This window comes from Rheinheimera sp. D18, from assembly GCF_004345025.1.
Taxonomy (GTDB): domain Bacteria; phylum Pseudomonadota; class Gammaproteobacteria; order Enterobacterales; family Alteromonadaceae; genus Alishewanella; species Alishewanella metallidurans.
Genome location: NZ_CP037745.1, coordinates 3,263,692 through 3,282,480, shown reverse-complemented (window position 1 = coordinate 3,282,480; position 18,789 = coordinate 3,263,692). Strand labels below are relative to the sequence as shown.

Below are 18,789 nucleotides of genomic sequence, written 5' to 3'. Positions count from 1 at the left end.
GTAATAGGCTAATTCTAAACTGATTTAAGAGAGGTTTGTTTAAATATTCGGTTATATTGCCCTACTTGCTCAGTAAACTTATTCTGTTCACCGTTAAGTATGTATTGTATACGTTTTAAAATATCGTAGTGTCCAATTTTTTTGATAGATGAATCAGAAGTAAGGGCTATAAAAGCTTTTTCTCTATCTTTGTCAAAATTATCTTGTTGAAATAGGGATAGGGCGTGACCTGTTATTGACCCGCCTTTGGTTGTTCTCTTAAATATAATTGTCATTGGTTTAGCGCGTTCGATATTTTCGTAACTGATAGGATATTGATAGCTAGCGGCTGTTAAAAAAGCATCTGCAAATACAACTTTTTGCTCATCTGTTTTAAGTAAGGCGTATTCGTTTTTATAGCGTTTTAAAATACCTAAAATTGTTTGAGCATCAGGCAGATTTTTTAATGCTATTTGTGTTGAATAATTATTCTTTTGAATGCAGTACCGATTTGATACCAAAGTTCGCTTTAATTCATTTGATACTCCAGTAATGTCGTCACTTGTTGCTCTTTGAATGCAACCATCGGATGAAAAAGAACTATTAATATTATCCAAGTTTATGGGATGTGAAGCTAAGCAGATATTTGAAATAACCAAAAAACAAAGAGATAGAAATTTCATGCGGACCCTTACTTTTAATGCTTATATATCGTTAAATTTCTGTATAATTTATATTGCCATTGTTTTTTGAATTGTAATTTAATTTTAAGTTCTGGTTTGGTGAGTGTATTTCAAAAAATACTCGGCATTGGCAAGTCTGGACTTAAAGTTTAATAGCCATTGAGTCAACTGCTGTATAAGTATCAATCTAGGCTACGCAAGTAGAGTGCTTTAGTCGTCTAGGTTGTTTGGATAGCCTTATTACGTACCATTATAAAATGGCCTATTCAGCAAAACTTCACCCTAGCGCTGTACACTAAGTCAATATCATTTAAAATACTCGCATATTAATTACAGGGATTCTGTTATGGCGTTAAATGTAGTGATCCTGGCCGCTGGTAAAGGCACACGGATGAAATCAGACCTACCTAAGGTATTGCATAAAGTGGCTGAGCGGCCAATGGTGCAGCACGTTATTGATACCGCCCGCGCACTTGGCGCAGAAAAGCCTCAGTTGGTATACGGCTATGGCGCTGACGCATTAAAATCTAGCTTAGGTGAGCAACCACTGCATTGGGTATTACAAGCCGAGCAATTAGGTACTGGTCATGCCGTAGCGCAAGCGGCAGGTAATATTGCCGATAACGATACTGTTTTAGTGTTATATGGCGATGTACCCTTAACTGAGCTTGAAACGTTAAAGCAATTGTTAAATGCCAAGCCTGCCAATGGCGTAGCCATTTTAACGGTAAAGTTAGCTAACCCAACCGGTTATGGTCGCATCGTGCGTGAAAACGGTAAAGTGGTGGGCATTATTGAACAAAAAGATGCGACACCAGAGCAATTAAAAATAAACGAAGTTAATAGCGGCATTATGGCACTGCCAGGTAAGCAGCTGAAAAACTGGCTTGGCCGATTATCTAATAGTAACGCTCAAGGCGAGTATTACTTAACTGATATTATCGCTATGGCACACAGCGAAGGCGTTGATATAGCTACGGCGCATCCCAGTGACGCGATGGAAGTAGAAGGCGCTAATAATCGTTTGCAATTAGCCGCGTTAGAGCGAGCTTACCAACAGCGTAAGGCAAACGAATTGATGCTTGCTGGCGCTAATTTACGTGACCCAGCGCGCATAGACGTTCGCGGCAGTGTTACCGTAGGTAATGACGTGATGATTGACGTTAACGTTGTTTTCGAAGGCAAGGTTGTGCTGGGTAAGGGCGTTACTGTTGGTGCTAACTGTATTTTAAAAGACTGCACTATTGGTGACAACACCGAGGTTAAGCCCAATTCAATGATTGAACAGTCAACGGTTGGTAGCAATTGTTCGGTTGGCCCTTATGCGCGATTACGTCCTGATTCGGTTATGCTGGACGATAGTCATGTTGGTAATTTCGTTGAAATGAAAAAAACCACGTTGGGCGAAGGCTCTAAGGCTAACCATTTAACTTACTTAGGCGATGCGGTTATTGGTAATAAAGTAAACGTAGGTGCGGGTACTATTACCTGTAATTATGATGGCGCTAATAAGTTTGTTACCACAATTAAAGACGGCGCTTTTATTGGTTCAAATAGCTCATTAGTTGCCCCTGTTACGGTAGGTGTAAATGCTACCGTTGGTGCTGGCACGGTGCTAACGCGTGACGCTGCTGATGGTGAGCTAGTTGTTGCTCGCGTTAAACAAAAGCATATTGCTGGTTGGCAACGACCGGTAAAAATTAAAAAGTAATTTGTATAAAAAAGCCCGCAGTAGCGGGCTTTTTATTAGTATCTTTTTAATGCGTATGGTTGATTAGAATCCTGAAACAGGAGTTACAATCGACAGAAATTAGGTTTAGTTATTAACCAGCTTTATCTACCAACACCGCAATAGCGCCATCGCCGGTTACGTTACAGGCAGTACCAAAGCTATCTTGTGCCATATACAATGCGATCATTAAGGCAATGGCGGCATCACCAAAACCAAGCATTGAGCCTAGTAAACCTACCGCCGACATCACCGCGCCGCCGGGTACGCCCGGAGCGGCTAACATGACTAAACCCAGCATGAAGATAAACGGCATAATGGTAGCGAACGAGGGTATTTCTAACCCATTTTGCATGGTAATAACTGCCATAGCACAGGTTACTATGGTAATGGTTGAACCAGACAAGTGAATGGTGGCGCAAAGCGGCACGGTAAAGTTGGCTACGTCGTCTCTAACGCCGTTAGATTTTGTCGCTTTTAAAGCAATTGGGATGGTTGCAGCGCTCGACATAGTACCTAGCGCGGTAAAGTAAGCTGGCAACATATTTTTAATTAAAGCAAAAGGCGAGCGACCAGCTTTAATTCCAGCAATGGTATAGAGCGTAATAATCCAAACCCAATGCATAGCAACGGCTAACAGCAGTACGATACCAAAGGTTTTTAAGGTGCCAAAAACACTACCTGCAGCCGCCATTTGGGCAAATTCGCCAGCGATATACAGTGGTAATAAAGGAATAATTACTTTCTCCAGTAATAACTGAATAATATCGCGACCTTGGTCAGACAATTTCTTTAATTGCTCAGCTTGGGTTGATGCTATGCCTAAACCAAAAATAAACGCCAAGGCTAAGGCGGTCATTACACCAAACACTGGCGGAATATCCATACGCAAGAAGGGTTCTATTATTGTATCGACATTGGTTGCGGTGTGCTTATTAGCGGTAGTAAGCATAGGCACTACGATGCTGGCAACGAAATACGCTAGTGTGCCGGCAATAATGGTAGATAAATAAGCAATACTTAAGGTGCGGCCCAGTAATTTACCCGAGTTACGCGGCAGTGCAGCAATACCACTACTGATAAAAAATAGAATTAATAACGGAATGGTAAAAAATAATAATTCACCAAATAAGCCTTTAAAAGTTAACAGTAATTGTATTAACCAAACAGGGGCATAAAGCCCTGCTAGTATACCTAGCACTATGCCGGCGATAAGTTTCAGGATTAAAGACATGATTCGTTCTCGTTTTGTTATATGGATTTTGCCCAAACGAGGCAGAGCATATCACAACTTATTCTAGCTAGCTGCGCTTTGCTGGTAGAGCCAGTCGCGGTATAAGGGCGGCTCAGCGAATTATTTTATACCTTTTAAATACTTGGTTAAGCAAAGTTTATTAATGGTCGATTGTTTCACGTGGAGCATCTTATTTCTAACCAGTTAAAAACTAGCTTTGCTGTATTATTCAGTATTGGCTCAGCTAATAAAGTTAAGCTTAGCTAGGTTATGCTGCGTTATACTGCAGTCACGCTTTGAAATTAGATTATTTATCGGGATTAAAAATGATGATACGTAAAGTGTTGGTGTTATTTTTTGTTTATCTACTTGCTAGCTGCAGCCAGTTACAGCAGATGTCGACCTACAGCGTTAGCGAAACTGACTTAGAGCAGATGTTACGCCAGCAACTGCCTAAACTTACGCGGCAAGGCAACGTAGCTGGTATTCCGCTGAATTTGAAAGTAGATAGCATGCATGTTCAAATTGGGCCAAATAACTCTGATGTGGTACGAGTTAATACCGAAGCCAGTGCGGCGCTGTCATTATTTGGTCTTAGTTATCCGGCTAATCTTCAATTACAGCTCGAAGGTGTGCCATATTATGACGGCACTGAAAAGGCCATTTATTTACGTTCACTTAAATTATTAGATTCTAGTATTGAGGCCTCAGGTTATCGAGGAAATTTGGCGCCGGTAAGTAACGAGTTATTGCAGTTGGTAAACGGCTACCTTGCCAGCAACCCTGTTTATAAGCTGGATACCACCAACCCATCGGTTAAGCTGTTAACGGCAGTACCGCTTAATATGGCGGTAAATAACGGTCGCTTGAGCTTTATGCCCAGTAAAAACTAATAGAGATCACGCTTATAACGCCCCTGTTGCATCAGTTGCTCAACCTGCTCTGTACCGAGCAACTGTTGCAGTTGCTGATGCACCTCTACGCCCATACCTTGTAAGCTGCCACAGACGTAAATTGCGGCACCTTGTTCTAACCATTGCACTAAACGTGCTTGTTGTTCGGCAAGTAGGTGCTGTACATAGCGCTTTGTTGCCTGATCTTGCGAGAAGGCAAGCTCACAATGCTGAATAAATCCCTGTTGTTGCCACTGCTGTATGTCACGAGCAAAGAAAAAGTCATGTTGCTGTCGGCGTTCACCAAACAGCAGCCAGTTTTGCGGTTGGCCGCGCTTTACTCGTTCGGCTAGCAGCGCACGAATAGCCGCAATACCGGTACCATTAGCAATAAATATAATCGGCTTATCATCATCAGGTAAGTGAAACTGGCTATGCTGGCGCAACCGTAACTGCACATTTTGCTGCTCATTAGCCCATGCCGTTAACCAGCCTGAGCCAATACCTAATGAGCCATCATCCTTTTGCACCTGACGCACTAGTAACGTTAAATGCCCTTCTTCCGGTATCGAAGCAATAGAATAACTGCGTAGCGGTAATTTAGTTTGTTGCGTTAACCAAGTTGATAGGTTTTCGTTACGTGTCGGCGGTGCTGCTTTATCTAATTCCAGCTCAGCTAACGCCCAACACAGCGGAATGGTTCTCTGTTGATATCTCACCGGCTGGCAGCCGTTTACTAAATGTTTGGTTAACCATAGGGCCACGCTACTTCTATTGTTTTCCGGTTGAATATCAACAATATCTCCCGCTTGCCAAGTGCTTGCTGCAGGTAATTGCAGTTTGACGGTATAGCAAGGTAGGCCAGCACTCGCTGGATTAACCACATAACGGCTGTGCAAGCTAGCTTGCAACCACGGAGTGCTATCTATAACCGTGTCGGCTACTGGCTTACCAAAGCCATTAAGTAATAGTTGCCACTTTGCTAAGGCTTGGCTTTGTCTATCGGCGCTATCAAGCTCAATTATCGGTTGTAGCGCTTTAGCGTCAAGGCTATGCAGACGGCGGTGTAGCCAATGACCGAAGGCACAAAAATTCTGGTAGCTTCGATCGCCCAGTGCTAACACTGAAAACTGTAATTGATTAAATGAGTGTTGCCATTGCTGCGCGAGTTGATAAAACTGCGAGGCATTATCAGGCGGCTCGCCTTCGCCATAAGTGCTGACGATAAACAGCGCATTTTGATATTGATGTAATTTTTGCTGTGATAGCTGATTTAGTTCTGCTAACTCTACGTTAAAGCCGGCACTTTGTAACTGCTTGCTGCTATATTGTGCTAGTTGTAGCGCCATGCCCGACTGACTAGCGTAGCCAACCAGCCAGCGTGCAGTTGCAGTGTCGACTTTTTTATCGCGACGCGCTTGAGCTGACCAATAAAGTTTTAGCATTACACCAGCAATGGCAAGTTGAATAGCAAGCCATAAGGTTTTACCTGTTATTGAAGCAAAAGGGGCTTGTGGTAAATAAAAAAGCCACAGCAAAGTAAGCAATAAGGCGAGTAGTAATTGTTGCTCTAGCCAAGCAAACCCGGTTAGCTTTTCAGGCTTCACAGTAGAGCTGGGCTTTAATAATAAACTTACAGCTAAACTTACAGCATAAAGTATATATAGTATGACAATAGGCTGCCATTGATCTGTTTTGCTTGTAAAAAAATAGCTTATTGGCAGTATCGCTAAAGCAAATAGATGCCATTTTTCTAATAGACATTGCCAGCGCTGAAGCATATTACCCCTAAAAAACAGGGGTGGCAAAACCCACCCCTTAATGTGCAAGACAAGTAAAACAACGACCAGACGGTCCATCCTAGACCTGTAATACAGTGCTCACTCCGTTGACAGTGCTGACTATAATTGCAAACAAACTCAAATGCAAATGATTGTCATTTGAACTGCGAGGAGTTTTTATTTATTTTCACAATATGGTGTATTTTTGAGCAACGATATAATATACTACCGTTCTGTAAGTGTATGATTATCAATAAGAAGTAATTAAAACGTTAATATCAGACGGAGTTGTGTTAATGAAGCGTATTTTATCAATAGCCCTTGTTGTTGCCTGTGGTTTAGCTGGTCGTGCTAATGCGTCATTAATTGATGCTAATAGTTATTTTAGCGATACTGCAAACTCGATGTATTGGTCGGCGTTTAACCTAGATATTATGCGGTTATCTTGGTCTGACACTTTAGGTCAAAATAACGTTCAGGCATCAGAGGCAGATGTTAACCAATTTGTTGCCAATTCCGCAGATGGTTGGCGCTGGGCAACGCTTAGTGAATTTGTCATGTTACACCAGTTTTTTGATACTGATGCAACAGCTGATGGTTGGTCATTGGCACAAAATATCGGTTCGGAACTGTTTTTTTCGCTTAATGGCACTGGTCCGGTGCTAACCGAACAAAATGGTTACGATTTCGAAGGTTATACTTATTGGCAATTTGGTACCTTGTTTGACAACGAAATGCATTATGCTTGGATGGCTGATTTTGCTACTAACCTTCCTGGCGTAACTTGTGCGAGTTATTCTGAACTTTGTTATAGCGGCTATTTTACAGATAGTAATTCACCGCTCTTTACTGCAAATAATGTTTTGCATATGCCAAATCATAATATAGCTCCGCTACTGGTTAGAACCAACCAACCTAAGACCGATGGTGCTGATAACCTTATAGCTGTCCCCGCGCCAGCTTCACTGTGGTTGTTAGCTTTAGGTGTAATGGGGATTGCAACTCGACGTCGTACTACGAAATAAGGTTGTTGTTAAGCACGCTAGCTTAATCTTTGCAGGCCCTTTAGTTTTTCTAAGTTGTTGCGTGGTTTAATAATAAACATGAATGTAATCGACTTCTTTTCGGTATACCTGTACCTGCTCAGGTATATCGCGCTATTCCTTCTCGTTATTTTGTTAGTTTTTGCCATAGATGATGCTTTTATCGACGTGTACTATTGGTTGCGTCGAGCGTGACGTGGCATAACGGTTTATCGGAAACGCTCAATCTTTGATGAGCAACAGCTGTATTTCGGTAAAGAGCAGCCGTTGGCTATTATGATTCCAGCTTGGCAAGAAGTCGGCGTAGTTGGCAAAATGGCTGAGCTGGCTGCGTCTGAGCTAGATTATGAAAACTATCAGATTTTTGTCGGCACCTATCCTAACGACCCCGGCACTCAGGCCGATGTTGATGCGGTATGTCTGCGATTTCCTAATATCCACAAAGTAGTTTGCGCTCGGCCCGGGCCAACTAGTAAAGCCGATTGTTTGAACAACGTTATCTTGTCAATTCTTGAGTTTGAGCAGCGCTCTAACGTTAAGTTTGCCGGTTTTGTTTTACATGACGCAGAAGACGTAATTTCTCGAATGGAATTGCGACTATTTAATTACCTATTACCGCGTAAAGATTTAATTCAATTACCAGTATACCCGTTTACTACTGGTATTTTTAATTTCACCTCTGGCCATTATCTAGACGAATTTTCTGAAATGCATGGTAAAGACGTTGTTGTGCGCGAAGCTATAGTTGGTCAAGTTCCTAGCGCGGGCGTTGGTACCTGCTTTAGTCGTAAATCTATTCTTAAGCTAGTAGAGGAAGGTGATGGTCTGCCATTTGACGTGCAGTCATTAACTGAAGATTACGATATCGGCTTCCGATTAAAACAATGGGGCATGGAAGAAATTTTCGTTCGTTTTTCAGTAACTAACAATAAGCTAGCCACTTTCGCTGAGACAAGCCGCAGTCGTAGTAAAGTCGCTGGTAACGTAGTGTGTGTTAGAGGGTACTTTCCTGAATCATTTCACAAAGCTGTAAGACAAAAAAGTCGCTGGATCATTGGTATCGTGTTTCAGGGAATAAAAGTACATAAATGGACTTCTGATTGGAAACTCAATTATTTTCTTTGGCGAGACCGTAAAGGTGTAATTAGTTACTTTATCAGTTTCTTGGCCAACATTATCTTTATTCAATTACTACTTTTATGGCTGTATCAAGCCTTTGCTAGTGGCCCATATAATTTTATTAGTGTGTTCTCGGAAGACCAAATAATTGTTACCTTGCTGGCCTGTAACTTGCTGTTTTTCCTTAATAGAATGCTACAGCGTATGATTTTTGTGCGCCGCTACTACGGTATTGGTCAGGCATTATTGTCTGTACCACGGCAGCTATGGGGCAACATAATTAATTTTTTTGCCAATATTCGTGCTATTCGTCAGGTAATCGCAGAAGGTGATCCTCGGCGTGTAGCTTGGGACAAAACAGAGCATCATTTCCCTACAGTAAGTGAACGTAGTTTAGGTGGCTCTTTAGGTTCTATTTTAAAGCAGCAACAGGTTATAAATGAAGAACAGCTAATCCATGTGCTAGAAAACCGAGTGCGCGGTGAGCGCATAGGTCAAGCTATGTTGCGTTTGCAGCTAATATCAGCAAGACAGTTAGCTGAAGCATTGGCGTATCAAGCTTCGGTCGAATGCCGGATAATTGATCCCTTTGCATTAGACTCTAAGCCAATTATTCAATTTCCCGAACGACTTGCATTTAAATACTCGGTGCTGTCGTTAGGCTTAGAAGACGGCATACTGGTTCTGGCAAAAGAAAGTTCTCTGTCGCCTGTGGCCAAAGGCGCTATAGAGCGAATGTTGCAGCACAAGGTGCGTTATGTAATTTGTCAAACCGGCGCTGTTACTCTTGGGCTGCGCTATTGGTATAGGTTCGATTTAAAGTGCAACCCAGAGCCGCAATTAGCGCAGTGGATGCAAACTGGCGAACTTTCGGTAGCGGCTGCCAATACCTTACGCGAACAATATTTTTCTACACAACTGATGCTAGGTGATGCCTTGTTGCAAGCGTCGATGTTAGAGCCTGCCGTTGTTAACCAAGTAATGATTGGGTATGACTATGAAAGTAGCCTTAAATTGGGAGCTTATTTAGTACAAGAACAATTGATATCTGAAGAAGTATTAGCGCAAACTTTAGCGTTGCAGCAAGCACAACAAAAAACCATAGTGCAGTTATTTGCTGAGCATAAACAACAGCAAAACGGAGCGCCGTTAATATGACAGCACGTGTAATATTGTTTTTAATGCTGTTAATTAATAGTGTGGCGGTAATTGCACAAGATTGGCGTGACGGCTTAACTGAGCTGCAACAGTTTCGTACTTACCCCTATGTAGATAAAGCGTTTCAGCTACAACAGCAACAACAGTTTGCTAGTGCCGCACTAGAATTAGAGAAGGCACTGCAAGTCGTGCCTGAGCATTTGCCCTTTTTGCTTACATTGTTTGACTATCAATTAGCTATACCTGATACCGCGGCAGCGTTGCATACCTATCAATTAATACCTAATGCCCAGCGTGAAGATAGGCTATTACGCCTAGCGCAAACTCAGTTAGATAAACAACAAGTGCTAAATTTAAAGCAGTATTCCAGCTTGCTAGGTAGTTTAACTTTTGCTCAGCAGCAGCAGGTGCTTACGCTAATTACGCAGCATCTTATTGCACAGCAACAGTTACAGTCAGCATTTAATTGGTTAATGGCGCAAGCTAAATTATCTGGTGGTTTATATTTACAACGTGCTGAGCTGGCTAGTCAGCTTTCAGTACCGCAGCAGGTTATTGCTGATACCGAAGCGGTAGCCTCTACTATGCTTACTGAGCAAGATTGGCTACGGTATAGCCAAGCTTTGCTTAGCGAAAATAAAGCTCTAACGGCAGCTTTAGTTGCTAACCAACACGCTGGCAGTAGCTGGGCGCAACAGTTTTATCGGCAATGGTTACAAACGCAGTTATCCGAACAAAATTGGACAGCTGCTGAACAAAGTTTTATCTGGTTGAGTCAGCATGCAAAGCTAACAGAAGCCGAGCAAATGCAACGTTACCAAAGTGCCACAAATGCTAACAATACCGAGTTGGCGCTGCAGCTTATTTCAAATTTAAACGTAAGTTGCCTAGAAAAGGTAGCAATGTACTTACAAAATACCGCTGAACAACAGGCAAAAGCGCAATTTTTAGCGTGTCCAGTACAACAAACTACAACATGGTTAGTCTATGCAGAGCGCTGGTTATCTGCAGATGACTTAGAAGCCGTTAGCATAAGCAATGCGACGTTAGCGAAGAAAAAAGCCGAGATCGTGTTACAAAAACGTATTGCTGCGAGTGATTACCGCACTTTACTGCAGCGTAAATTTGCCCAGCCATTGCGCCAGCAAGATTACACTCAGTTGGTTGCTAGCATTAACCAGCTAACAGATTTGCACCTGCAGCTAAACTACTTCTCTGTATTATATCGCACGATGCAAACCGACTATTTGTTAGATAAAGTAAGTTATTTGCATATGCAGTTACGACAACCAGAGCAGGCACTTATAGTACTTGAGCAAGCGCTGCCGTTTTCTGCTCAGGCATTGGCTGAGCAAACCTTACCTAAGCGCTTAATTAACTTATTGCAGCAACAGCCTGAACAACAAACCGCGGCTAGGCTTCATAAGCTAGACAGCTGGCAACAGTTAGTTGAGCCACGAGCAGAGCTATGGCGTTTAGTGGGTAACTGCACTAAAGCGCAGCAGTTGCTTGCGCCAGCGCCTAACAGTGCGGACGGTTGGAAAACACTGGCATTGTGCGCCAATAATCAGCAGCCTGCAGCGGCTATTCAGTATTGGCAACAGGCATATCAGTTACAGCCCGATGATACTTATTTAAAGCAAATTGCTTATCAATATCAATCTATGCAGCAAACTGAAGCAGCCTTAACGCAGTTTCAGGCAGTGCCTGACGCGTTATTATCAGCGACAGATAAATTAGCCATCGCAGAGTTAGCGCTTCAAACTGATAACCAAACCTTAGCTGAGCGTTATTTGCAGCAAGCTAAACCGCAATTGCCAACCGAACTGGCACGACAGCATGCTATTTACGCAGCGCTGTATACTAAGTTACAGCAAACCGAGCTGGCGTTAAGCAGTTGGCATAAAGCAGCAAAATTAGAGCCGAAACTCGTCGATTATCAACTTGGTTATGCATATGCGTTAGCTGACACAGAGCCAGAGCAAGCCTTAAGTATTATGCAGCACGTTCTAGCTGATGATTATAAAGTAACCGCAACTCAAGCTGCGCAAATGGCTTATTTAAACCAACGTTTAAATCATATTCAGCCTACCCAGCTCTGGGTTGATAAAGCGTTGTTGCTCTATCCAGAGCATGCACAACTAGGTAATGCAGAGCTGGAAACACAGTTCAGTCTGGTTAGACTACAGCAGCAATTAAATTCGCATTGGCAAATTAGCAGTAGTGCCAGCATAACTAGTGGTGCCGTTACCGGTGATAACTTGGTTGCTGATAGCAGCCAGCTTGCTAAGCATGGTATGGCTGTTAAGGCCGAGTATTTCACTAATCCACTACAGCGCGATTTATCCGTATATGCACTGGTTGCGGGTAATGGTAATAATTCGCCGTGGCAAAACGGGGGCCAGCAATTTGGTGTCAGTTATAAGCCTTGGCAACAGCATAATATTTGGCTTAGCGCTGGGGTGCAGCAATATCCGCTAGCTGAGGGCGATTGGCAGGGATTACTGCGCATTAATGCTGATTTACTGAATGATGCGCCGTGGCAATCAGAGTGGCGGCCGGTGCAGCTAGACTGGTGGGAGCGCAAGCTGTATGTTGATGCTGTTTGGTGGCCAAAATCTGATAGCAGGCTGGCGCAGGTACGTTTTGATCAAGGGCCAGTATGGAAACTAAATACAGCATTAGCGCAAACCATAAAAGGCTACGGCTTGGCGCAGTTTGATTACCGACGTCAAATAGCCGACGATGTGCAGGTTGCGGTAAGTGGTCAGCAGTTAACGGCTGGCTTAGGCTTGCAGTGGCGGTTTTGGTTGGGTGAAACCCCGGTGTTACTGCAGCGGCAGCGATTTGAGGTAAATCTGGAATGGCAATATCAGCTCGCAGGCGACTTAAATCAGCGAAAGCATGCGTTATTGCTGCAGTTTTATGTTGCTTGGTAGCTTGTCAATCAGCAAGTAGTGTTGCGGAAAAAACCATATTTTACCAACCGCTAAATCAAGATAGTGTAGTTACCCAACAGCAGTGGCAGCAATTATTTCAAGCCAGCGCAGCAGCAGGTTATACCAGCTTAGTGGTGCAATGGTCGCGTTATAATGATACCGATTTTTTGGCAGAAGACGGCTTATTGCCTATAGTGCTGCAAGCTGCTGCACAGTTTAATTTTAAAGTTTGGCTGGGGCTTAGCGTTAATGCTAACTACTTCAATAAAATGCAGCAGGCCAAGCCACAACGCCAACAGTATTTTCGGCAGCAGCTAGCACATAACCTACTGCAGCTAAACCGAGTTAAAGCCCTAATGCCAGTTAATGCTGGGCAGTTTGCCGGCTGGTATTTGCCGCTCGAGCTTAACGACACCGACTTTGCAACCATTGAACAGCAACATTGGCTATCAACTGAGCTCGCGCTATTTGCGCGCAGTGTTGCTGATCCGCTAGCTATTAGTGTCTATAGTAATGGCGATTTAACAGTTACAGATTACCTTAATGCTATACAGTCGTTAGCCAAAACGGGGCTGAAATTGTGGCTACAAGACGGTGCTGGTGCCGGTTTAATTAGTCAAATGCAGCGCCAACAGCTACTTACTGCCCTACCTTGCAATTATGCGGTAATTGCCGAACACTTTCGCCAGCCACATCCAGGAGCGTTGCCATTTCGTGGCAGAGCGGCAACTGAACAAGAGCTAATGTTGGCTCAACAAGCGATAAAGCCATGCCATGCAACTATGGCGTTTTCGCTACGTTACCAGCCGTTCGCGGTAGGTATTCTTAACCTTCCTGGTGAATAAATAGCCTGTAATAGTAACTTTCACTTGAAAAAATCGCTATTTCTGTTATTTTTCTTTCACTTCGAAACTTAAGCGAAAGAAATGAATAAGCGTAATACTCAGCAACGTCGCCATTTAATTGTTAGTCAGCTGCAACAGCAAGGTGAGTTGTCGGTTGAACAGCTAGCAGTGCAGTTTAAAACCTCAGAAGTAACCATCCGAAAAGATTTAACTGTGCTAGAACAAGCCGGTTTGTTATTGCGCCGCTATGGTGGGGCCATGCCGGTGCCGCAAGATTTTGTTAGCGACTCTAGTTTAGAGAAGGTTTCGAAGCGAAAGTTAGCTATTGCAAAAGCTGCCGCAGGCTTAATTAAAGATCATTACCGCATTATTATTGATAGTGGCCGCACTACTGCGGCGTTATTGCCTGAACTAGCAACCAAGCGTGGTTTAGTGGTTATGACTAATTCGTTAGCTATTGCCAATGCGCTGCGTGAGTTAGAGAACGAACCCACGTTATTAATGACCGGCGGTACTTGGGATCCGCAGTCTGAAGCGTTTCAAGGTCAACTTGCCGAACAAATGTTGCGTAACTATGATTTTGACCAGTTATTTATTGGTGCTGATGGCATCGATCTTAGTCGCGGCACGACAACGTACAACGAACTGTATAGCTTAAGCCGAGTAATGGCAGAGGTAGCGCGCGAGGTTATTGTCATGCTTGAGTCCGATAAGCTTGGTCGAAAAATTCATAATTTAGAACTGCCCTGGAGCATGGTAAAGGTATTAATTACCGACGAAGGCCTTGCCCCGGAAGACGCAATAAAAATTGAACAGCAAGGTGTAAAGGTGATTCGGGTTCAGGCCTAAGTCACGCGAGCATTTTAAACTTATTAGTAAAATTGGAATTTACTGGAGCAAATTATGTGTGGAATAGTAGGCGCGGTAGCACAGCGAGATGTAGTCGATATTTTGGTAGAAGGCCTGCGCCGTTTAGAATACCGCGGTTATGACTCTGCCGGAGTCGCGGTTGTTAATGATAATGGCGAGCTAATTCGGTTACGTCGTTTGGGTAAAGTAAAAGAGTTAGCAGATGCTGTGGCTCAGCAGCCTGTTAGCGGTGGTACAGGTATCGCCCATACTCGCTGGGCAACCCATGGTGAACCAAGCGAGCGTAACGCGCATCCACATATCTCTAGCCACATTAGCGTAGTCCACAACGGTATTATTGAGAATCACAGTACGCTGCGCGAAGTATTAAAAGCTAAAGGTTATGTATTTACCTCTGATACCGATACTGAAGTTATTGCGCACTTAGTAGAAGAAGAGCTTAAATCAGCCAGTTCATTATTAGTGGCAGTACAGCGCAGCGTTAAGCAATTACACGGTGCTTATGGCACGGTATTGTTGGATAAGAATGATGCAAGCCGCTTAGTGGTTGCTCGTTCCGGTAGTCCGTTAGTAATTGGTTTAGGTATTGGCGAAAACTTTATCGCTTCAGATCAATTAGCTTTGCTGCCGGTTACGCGTCGTTTTATGTTTTTAGAAGAAGGCGATGTCGCTGAAATTACTCGCCATAGCGTAAGCATTTTTAATAAAGATGGTGTTGCAGTTGAGCGTGAAGTACATGAGTCTAACGTTAGCTATGATGCTGGCGACAAGGGCCAGTACCGCCACTTTATGCTGAAAGAAATATACGAACAGCCACATGCTATTAATAACACCTTAGAAGGCCGCTTAAGCCACGATAGCGTGTTAGACGAAACTTTTGGTAATGGCGCAGCTGAATTATTTAAGCAGGTTAAGCATGTGCAAATAGTGGCCTGTGGCACTAGTTACCACTCAGGTATGGTTGCCCGTTATTGGCTGGAGTCGTTAGGTGGTATTTCATGTAACGTTGAAATTGCTTCGGAATTTCGCTATCGCAAATCGTTCGTGCAGCCAAATAGCTTGTTGGTAAGCATTTCGCAATCAGGTGAAACTGCTGATACGTTAGCCGCATTGCGTTTAGCCAAAGATATTGGCTATTTAGGCAGCCTAACCATTTGTAACGTAGCGGGCTCATCGCTGGTGCGTGAATCTGATCTCGCCTTTATGACCCGAGCTGGCGCTGAAATTGGTGTCGCTTCAACCAAAGCCTTTACTACACAGTTAGTTGGCCTTGCTATGTTAACGCTGGCAATTGGTAAATATAACGGTTTAACCGAACAAAAACAGCGCGAGCTGACTGACGCGCTAAAAAGCTTACCAGCAAAATTAGAGCAAACCTTAGCGCTGGCGCCACAAATTGAAGCCTTAGCGGAAGAATTTGCAGACAAGCACCACGCGCTATTCTTAGGCCGTGGCGATCAGTATCCTATCGCCATGGAAGGGGCGCTAAAACTAAAGGAAATTTCCTATATTCATGCTGAAGCTTATGCCGCTGGTGAGTTAAAGCATGGCCCGCTGGCGCTAATTGATGCACAAATGCCTATTATTGTGGTTGCGCCAAATAATGACTTGCTAGAAAAGCTAAAATCAAACGTAGAAGAAGTACGCGCTCGAGGCGGTATTTTATATGTATTCGCCGATACTAATGCTAAGTTTCAGTCAGATGCCACCATGAGGGTAATTAACGTACCGCACGTTTCTGAACTGCTAGCACCTATTGTGTACACTTTGCCTTTGCAGTTATTAAGCTATTATGTTGCCATTATTAAAGGCACCGACGTAGATCAGCCAAGAAATTTAGCAAAAAGCGTTACAGTAGAGTAAGCTGTTGATTTATATGCTTAAGTTGCTCTCGCCTTGTCAGGGCAACTTAAGTTTCTTATAAAAAGTAGCGTGCATACTACTGTTAATTTTATTGTTTTATTTCGCAAATTGTTACTGTCACTTACCCGCGCTTGTCCCACCTTAATTACATTGCTGCTTTAGCTTTTAGGCGACGTTGTTTTGCATGTTTGTTTAATATAACTCATGCTTTACGCAAGCTTGCGTTAAACAACCAGCCTCGCGAATAAGGAGACACAATGAGTGCTAACGCCGATACTAACCATCGCCCTGATTACGACCAAGTTATTCAAGATATTACTGATTATGTATTAACCTATAACAATTTTAGCGAAGAAGCGCTTGGTACTGCGCGCAATTGTTTAATGGATACTCTAGGTTGTGGCTTACTAGCACTGCGCTTTCCTGAATGTACTAAGCTGCTTGGGCCTATTGTACAAGGTACACAGGTGCCAAATGGCGCTCGCGTGCCGGGAACATCGTTAGTGCTCGACCCGGTAAAAGCCGCGTGGGACATTGGCTGCATTATTCGTTGGCTCGATTACAACGATACGTGGTTAGCGGCGGAATGGGGGCACCCGTCAGATAATTTAGGTGGCATATTGGCGGTGGCTGATTATTTATCGCAAGTTCGGTTAGCTAACGGCGAGCCGCCATTGCTAATGCGAGAAGTGCTTGAAGCCATGATTTTGGCGCATGAAATACAAGGCGTTATTGCGCTAGAAAACTCCTTTAATCGAGTCGGTTTATGCCATGTATTATTAGTGATCCGTACCAACACTTTTGGACACTTTGCTAAGCGAGTACAATTGCTTAACGAGGTGAATAATGTCAACAAAGAAAGTCCGCAAGACACATACCGCTGAATTTAAAGCTGAAGCCCTGAAACTGGCTGATAAGATTGGCGTTGCTGCCACTGCTAGAGAATTAAAACTGCATGAATCTCAGTTATATAACTGGCGTACTGCGGCGGAGAAAAAGTCTACCACCAGTGAACGAGAGTCGGAGCTTGCTGCTGAAGTTGCCCGTCTGAAGCGCCAATTAGCCGAGCAGGCAGAGGACTTGGCCATCTTAAAAAAGGCGGCCACCTACTTCGCGAAAAACCAAAAGTAGCCCGGTTTGAGTTTATTCTGGAGCATCAGCACCTGCTCTCGTTAATCAGAATGGTAACGGTGCTTCAGGTGTCGCGTAGTGGGTATTATGCCTGGCGTAAAAGCGGCCTGACACCAGGCCCCAGGGCTGTGAAGCGTGCCGAGCGTGATGTGCTGATAAAAAAAGCGTTTGACGATTCTAAAGCGCGTAATGGCTCAAGGCGTATTCAGGTAGACCTTGCTGAGTATGGTAAAAAACCAGATATAAAAACCATACTGAACAGCATGGAACGCCAAGGCTTAGTAGCTAAAGCTGCCCGCAAGTTTAAAGTGACGACCGACAGCAAGCATTCGCTGCCGGTTGCCCCTAACTTGCTTGAGCAGAACTTTAGTGCAACAGGCCCGAACCAGAAATGGGTCGGTGATATCACGTACCTGATGACCAGCGAAGGCTGGCTTTATCTGGCGGTAATCATTGATCTGTACTCGCGAGCAGTCATTGGCTGGTCGATGAGCAACCGTATGACAGCAGATCTGGTGTGCAGCACATTGAACATGGCTTTGTTCCGTCGCGGCTTCCCTAAATCGGTGATCGTTCATAGTGATCGAGGCAGCCAATATTGCTCGCATGATTACCGTGACTTGATTAAAAAGCATCAGTTGGTACAAAGCATGAGCCGTAAAGGCGATAGCAGAAAGTTTCTTCCATTCATTAAAGGTTGAAGCGCTGCAAGACGAGCCGATAATGGATCGAGAAACAATGCGACAGCATGTTTTTGAATACATTGAGGTTGATTACAACAAGACCAGAAGGCATAGTGCTCTTGGCTATCTCAGCCCAGAGAATTTTGAATTGAAGAACAGTGCTTAGTGAAGTGTCCATTGTCTCTGGTACAGATCACTTTGTTCTTCACCTAAACAGCTAGGCGATGACGGCTCTTTTAGCATTAAAGCTAGAGGTACGATTAATAGAGATAATATGCCCAGCACCGTTAGTGCACCGGCCCAACCCATTTGGGTAATTAATAGTAAGGTGCCTGGCAGCATAATAAACTGGCCAAAAGAGCCAGCAGCACTAGCAATACCCATGGCCATACTGCGCTTTTCTACCGGCACGGCACGGCCAATAGCACCGAGAATAATGGTAAATGACGTACCAGATAACGCCAAGCCAATTAGTACACCCGCGCTGAGAGCTAAGGTAGTGCCGCTATTAGCCATCGCCATAGTAACTAGCCCCGCAGCGTAAAAAAGCCCGCCAGCTAGCACTACTTTTCTTGCGCCTATACGATCGGCAAGTGCGCCTGTTAACGGCTGAGTTAAGCCCCAAACAAGGTTTTGTAGCGCAATGGCCAAGGCAAAGGTTTCACGGCCCCAGCCAAACTCGTCACTCATTGGCGTTAAAAATAAGCCAAAACCATGACGAATACCCAGCGCTAGCGTTAGCACTAAAGAGCCACCCAGCATAATATAGAATGCAGACTGCGATCTGGACGACGCACTAAACGACATAGTTACTTCACCTAAAGATTAAGGCGCACAGT

General features: G+C 43.9%; 12 protein-coding genes and 2 pseudogenes. 10 read left to right on the top strand and 4 right to left on the bottom strand.

The window, feature by feature from the left end; translation table 11 throughout:
* Positions 1-14 precede the first annotated feature (14 nt).
* Positions 15-662 carry a hypothetical protein gene (locus E0Z06_RS15405; RefSeq protein WP_132586552.1) on the bottom strand — a complete coding sequence of 216 codons (648 nt, stop codon included), beginning with the start codon at positions 660-662 and terminating at the stop codon, positions 15-17.
* A 346-nt stretch (positions 663-1,008) separates the two neighbouring features.
* Here E0Z06_RS15405 and glmU point away from each other — a divergent pair, with 346 nt between their 5' ends.
* Positions 1,009-2,373, top strand: a complete 1,365-nt coding sequence (gene glmU, locus E0Z06_RS15400; protein ID WP_132586550.1) for a bifunctional UDP-N-acetylglucosamine diphosphorylase/glucosamine-1-phosphate N-acetyltransferase GlmU — start codon at positions 1,009-1,011, stop codon at positions 2,371-2,373.
* 112 nt (positions 2,374-2,485) lie between these two features.
* Here the strand turns inward: glmU and E0Z06_RS15395 are convergent, their stop codons facing one another.
* Positions 2,486-3,625, bottom strand: coding sequence for a dicarboxylate/amino acid:cation symporter (locus E0Z06_RS15395; RefSeq protein WP_132586548.1), 1,140 nt, complete (start codon positions 3,623-3,625; stop codon positions 2,486-2,488).
* 326 nt (positions 3,626-3,951) lie between these two features.
* On the opposite strand from E0Z06_RS15395, the gene E0Z06_RS15390 reads away from it, so the two are divergent.
* Complete coding sequence (locus E0Z06_RS15390) at positions 3,952-4,518, top strand: DUF1439 domain-containing protein (protein WP_243695527.1); 567 nt, start codon at positions 3,952-3,954, stop codon at positions 4,516-4,518.
* Here the strand turns inward: E0Z06_RS15390 and E0Z06_RS15385 are convergent.
* On the bottom strand, positions 4,515-6,125 hold the full coding sequence (locus E0Z06_RS15385; protein WP_165907412.1) for a sulfite reductase flavoprotein subunit alpha: 1,611 nt from the start codon (positions 6,123-6,125) through the stop codon (positions 4,515-4,517). The genes E0Z06_RS15390 and E0Z06_RS15385 overlap by 4 nt on opposite strands.
* A 470-nt stretch (positions 6,126-6,595) precedes the next feature.
* On the opposite strand from E0Z06_RS15385, the gene E0Z06_RS15380 reads away from it, so the two are divergent.
* The 8 genes and pseudogenes from E0Z06_RS15380 (at position 6,596) to E0Z06_RS15345 (ending at position 18,116) form a co-directional block, all read left to right on the top strand.
* Positions 6,596-7,324 carry a PEP-CTERM sorting domain-containing protein gene (locus E0Z06_RS15380; RefSeq protein ID WP_132586544.1) on the top strand — a complete coding sequence of 243 codons (729 nt, stop codon included), beginning with the start codon at positions 6,596-6,598 and terminating at the stop codon, positions 7,322-7,324.
* A gap of 219 nt (positions 7,325-7,543) precedes the next feature.
* The gene (locus E0Z06_RS15375; protein WP_207903214.1) at positions 7,544-9,619 is read left to right on the top strand and encodes a glycosyl transferase family protein; all 2,076 of its coding nucleotides are present in this window, start codon (positions 7,544-7,546) and stop codon (positions 9,617-9,619) included.
* Positions 9,616-12,558 carry a hypothetical protein gene (locus tag E0Z06_RS15370; protein WP_132586542.1) on the top strand — a complete coding sequence of 981 codons (2,943 nt, stop codon included), beginning with the start codon at positions 9,616-9,618 and terminating at the stop codon, positions 12,556-12,558. Before E0Z06_RS15375 ends, E0Z06_RS15370 begins: the two co-directional genes overlap by 4 nt.
* Positions 12,552-13,403, top strand: coding sequence for a DUF4434 domain-containing protein (locus E0Z06_RS15365; RefSeq protein WP_165907411.1), 852 nt, complete (start codon positions 12,552-12,554; stop codon positions 13,401-13,403). The genes E0Z06_RS15370 and E0Z06_RS15365 overlap by 7 nt, the downstream gene beginning before the upstream one ends.
* An 81-nt stretch (positions 13,404-13,484) precedes the next feature.
* Complete coding sequence (locus E0Z06_RS15360; RefSeq protein WP_132586538.1) at positions 13,485-14,252, top strand: DeoR family transcriptional regulator; 768 nt, start codon at positions 13,485-13,487, stop codon at positions 14,250-14,252.
* A 54-nt stretch (positions 14,253-14,306) separates the two neighbouring features.
* On the top strand, positions 14,307-16,136 hold the full coding sequence (gene glmS, locus E0Z06_RS15355) for a glutamine--fructose-6-phosphate transaminase (isomerizing) (RefSeq protein WP_132586536.1): 1,830 nt from the start codon (positions 14,307-14,309) through the stop codon (positions 16,134-16,136).
* A 257-nt stretch (positions 16,137-16,393) separates the two neighbouring features.
* Positions 16,394-16,921 (top strand): annotated as a pseudogene (locus E0Z06_RS15350) (MmgE/PrpD family protein); the annotation flags it as partial.
* Positions 16,922-16,982: 61 nt separating this feature from the next.
* Positions 16,983-18,116 (top strand): annotated as a pseudogene (locus E0Z06_RS15345) (IS3 family transposase).
* Here E0Z06_RS15345 and E0Z06_RS15340 read toward each other — a convergent pair.
* Positions 18,113-18,757: an MFS transporter gene (locus E0Z06_RS15340; protein ID WP_243695526.1), complete on the bottom strand. Its 645-nt coding sequence runs from the start codon at positions 18,755-18,757 to the stop codon at positions 18,113-18,115. The pseudogene E0Z06_RS15345 and the gene E0Z06_RS15340 sit on opposite strands and share 4 nt — an antisense overlap.
* Between the last annotated feature and the right edge of the window lie 32 nt (positions 18,758-18,789).

Coding starts and splice junctions, on each gene's coding strand:
- E0Z06_RS15405 (WP_132586552.1), bottom strand. CDS start 662: ATGAAATTTCTATCTCTTTGTTTTTTGGTTATTTCAAATATCTGCTTA.
- glmU (WP_132586550.1), top strand. CDS start 1,009: ATGGCGTTAAATGTAGTGATCCTGGCCGCTGGTAAAGGCACACGGATG.
- E0Z06_RS15395 (WP_132586548.1), bottom strand. CDS start 3,625: ATGTCTTTAATCCTGAAACTTATCGCCGGCATAGTGCTAGGTATACTA.
- E0Z06_RS15390 (WP_243695527.1), top strand. CDS start 3,952: ATGATGATACGTAAAGTGTTGGTGTTATTTTTTGTTTATCTACTTGCT.
- E0Z06_RS15380 (WP_132586544.1), top strand. CDS start 6,596: ATGAAGCGTATTTTATCAATAGCCCTTGTTGTTGCCTGTGGTTTAGCT.
- E0Z06_RS15370 (WP_132586542.1), top strand. CDS start 9,616: ATGACAGCACGTGTAATATTGTTTTTAATGCTGTTAATTAATAGTGTG.
- E0Z06_RS15360 (WP_132586538.1), top strand. CDS start 13,485: ATGAATAAGCGTAATACTCAGCAACGTCGCCATTTAATTGTTAGTCAG.
- glmS (WP_132586536.1), top strand. CDS start 14,307: ATGTGTGGAATAGTAGGCGCGGTAGCACAGCGAGATGTAGTCGATATT.
- E0Z06_RS15340 (WP_243695526.1), bottom strand. CDS start 18,757: ATGTCGTTTAGTGCGTCGTCCAGATCGCAGTCTGCATTCTATATTATG.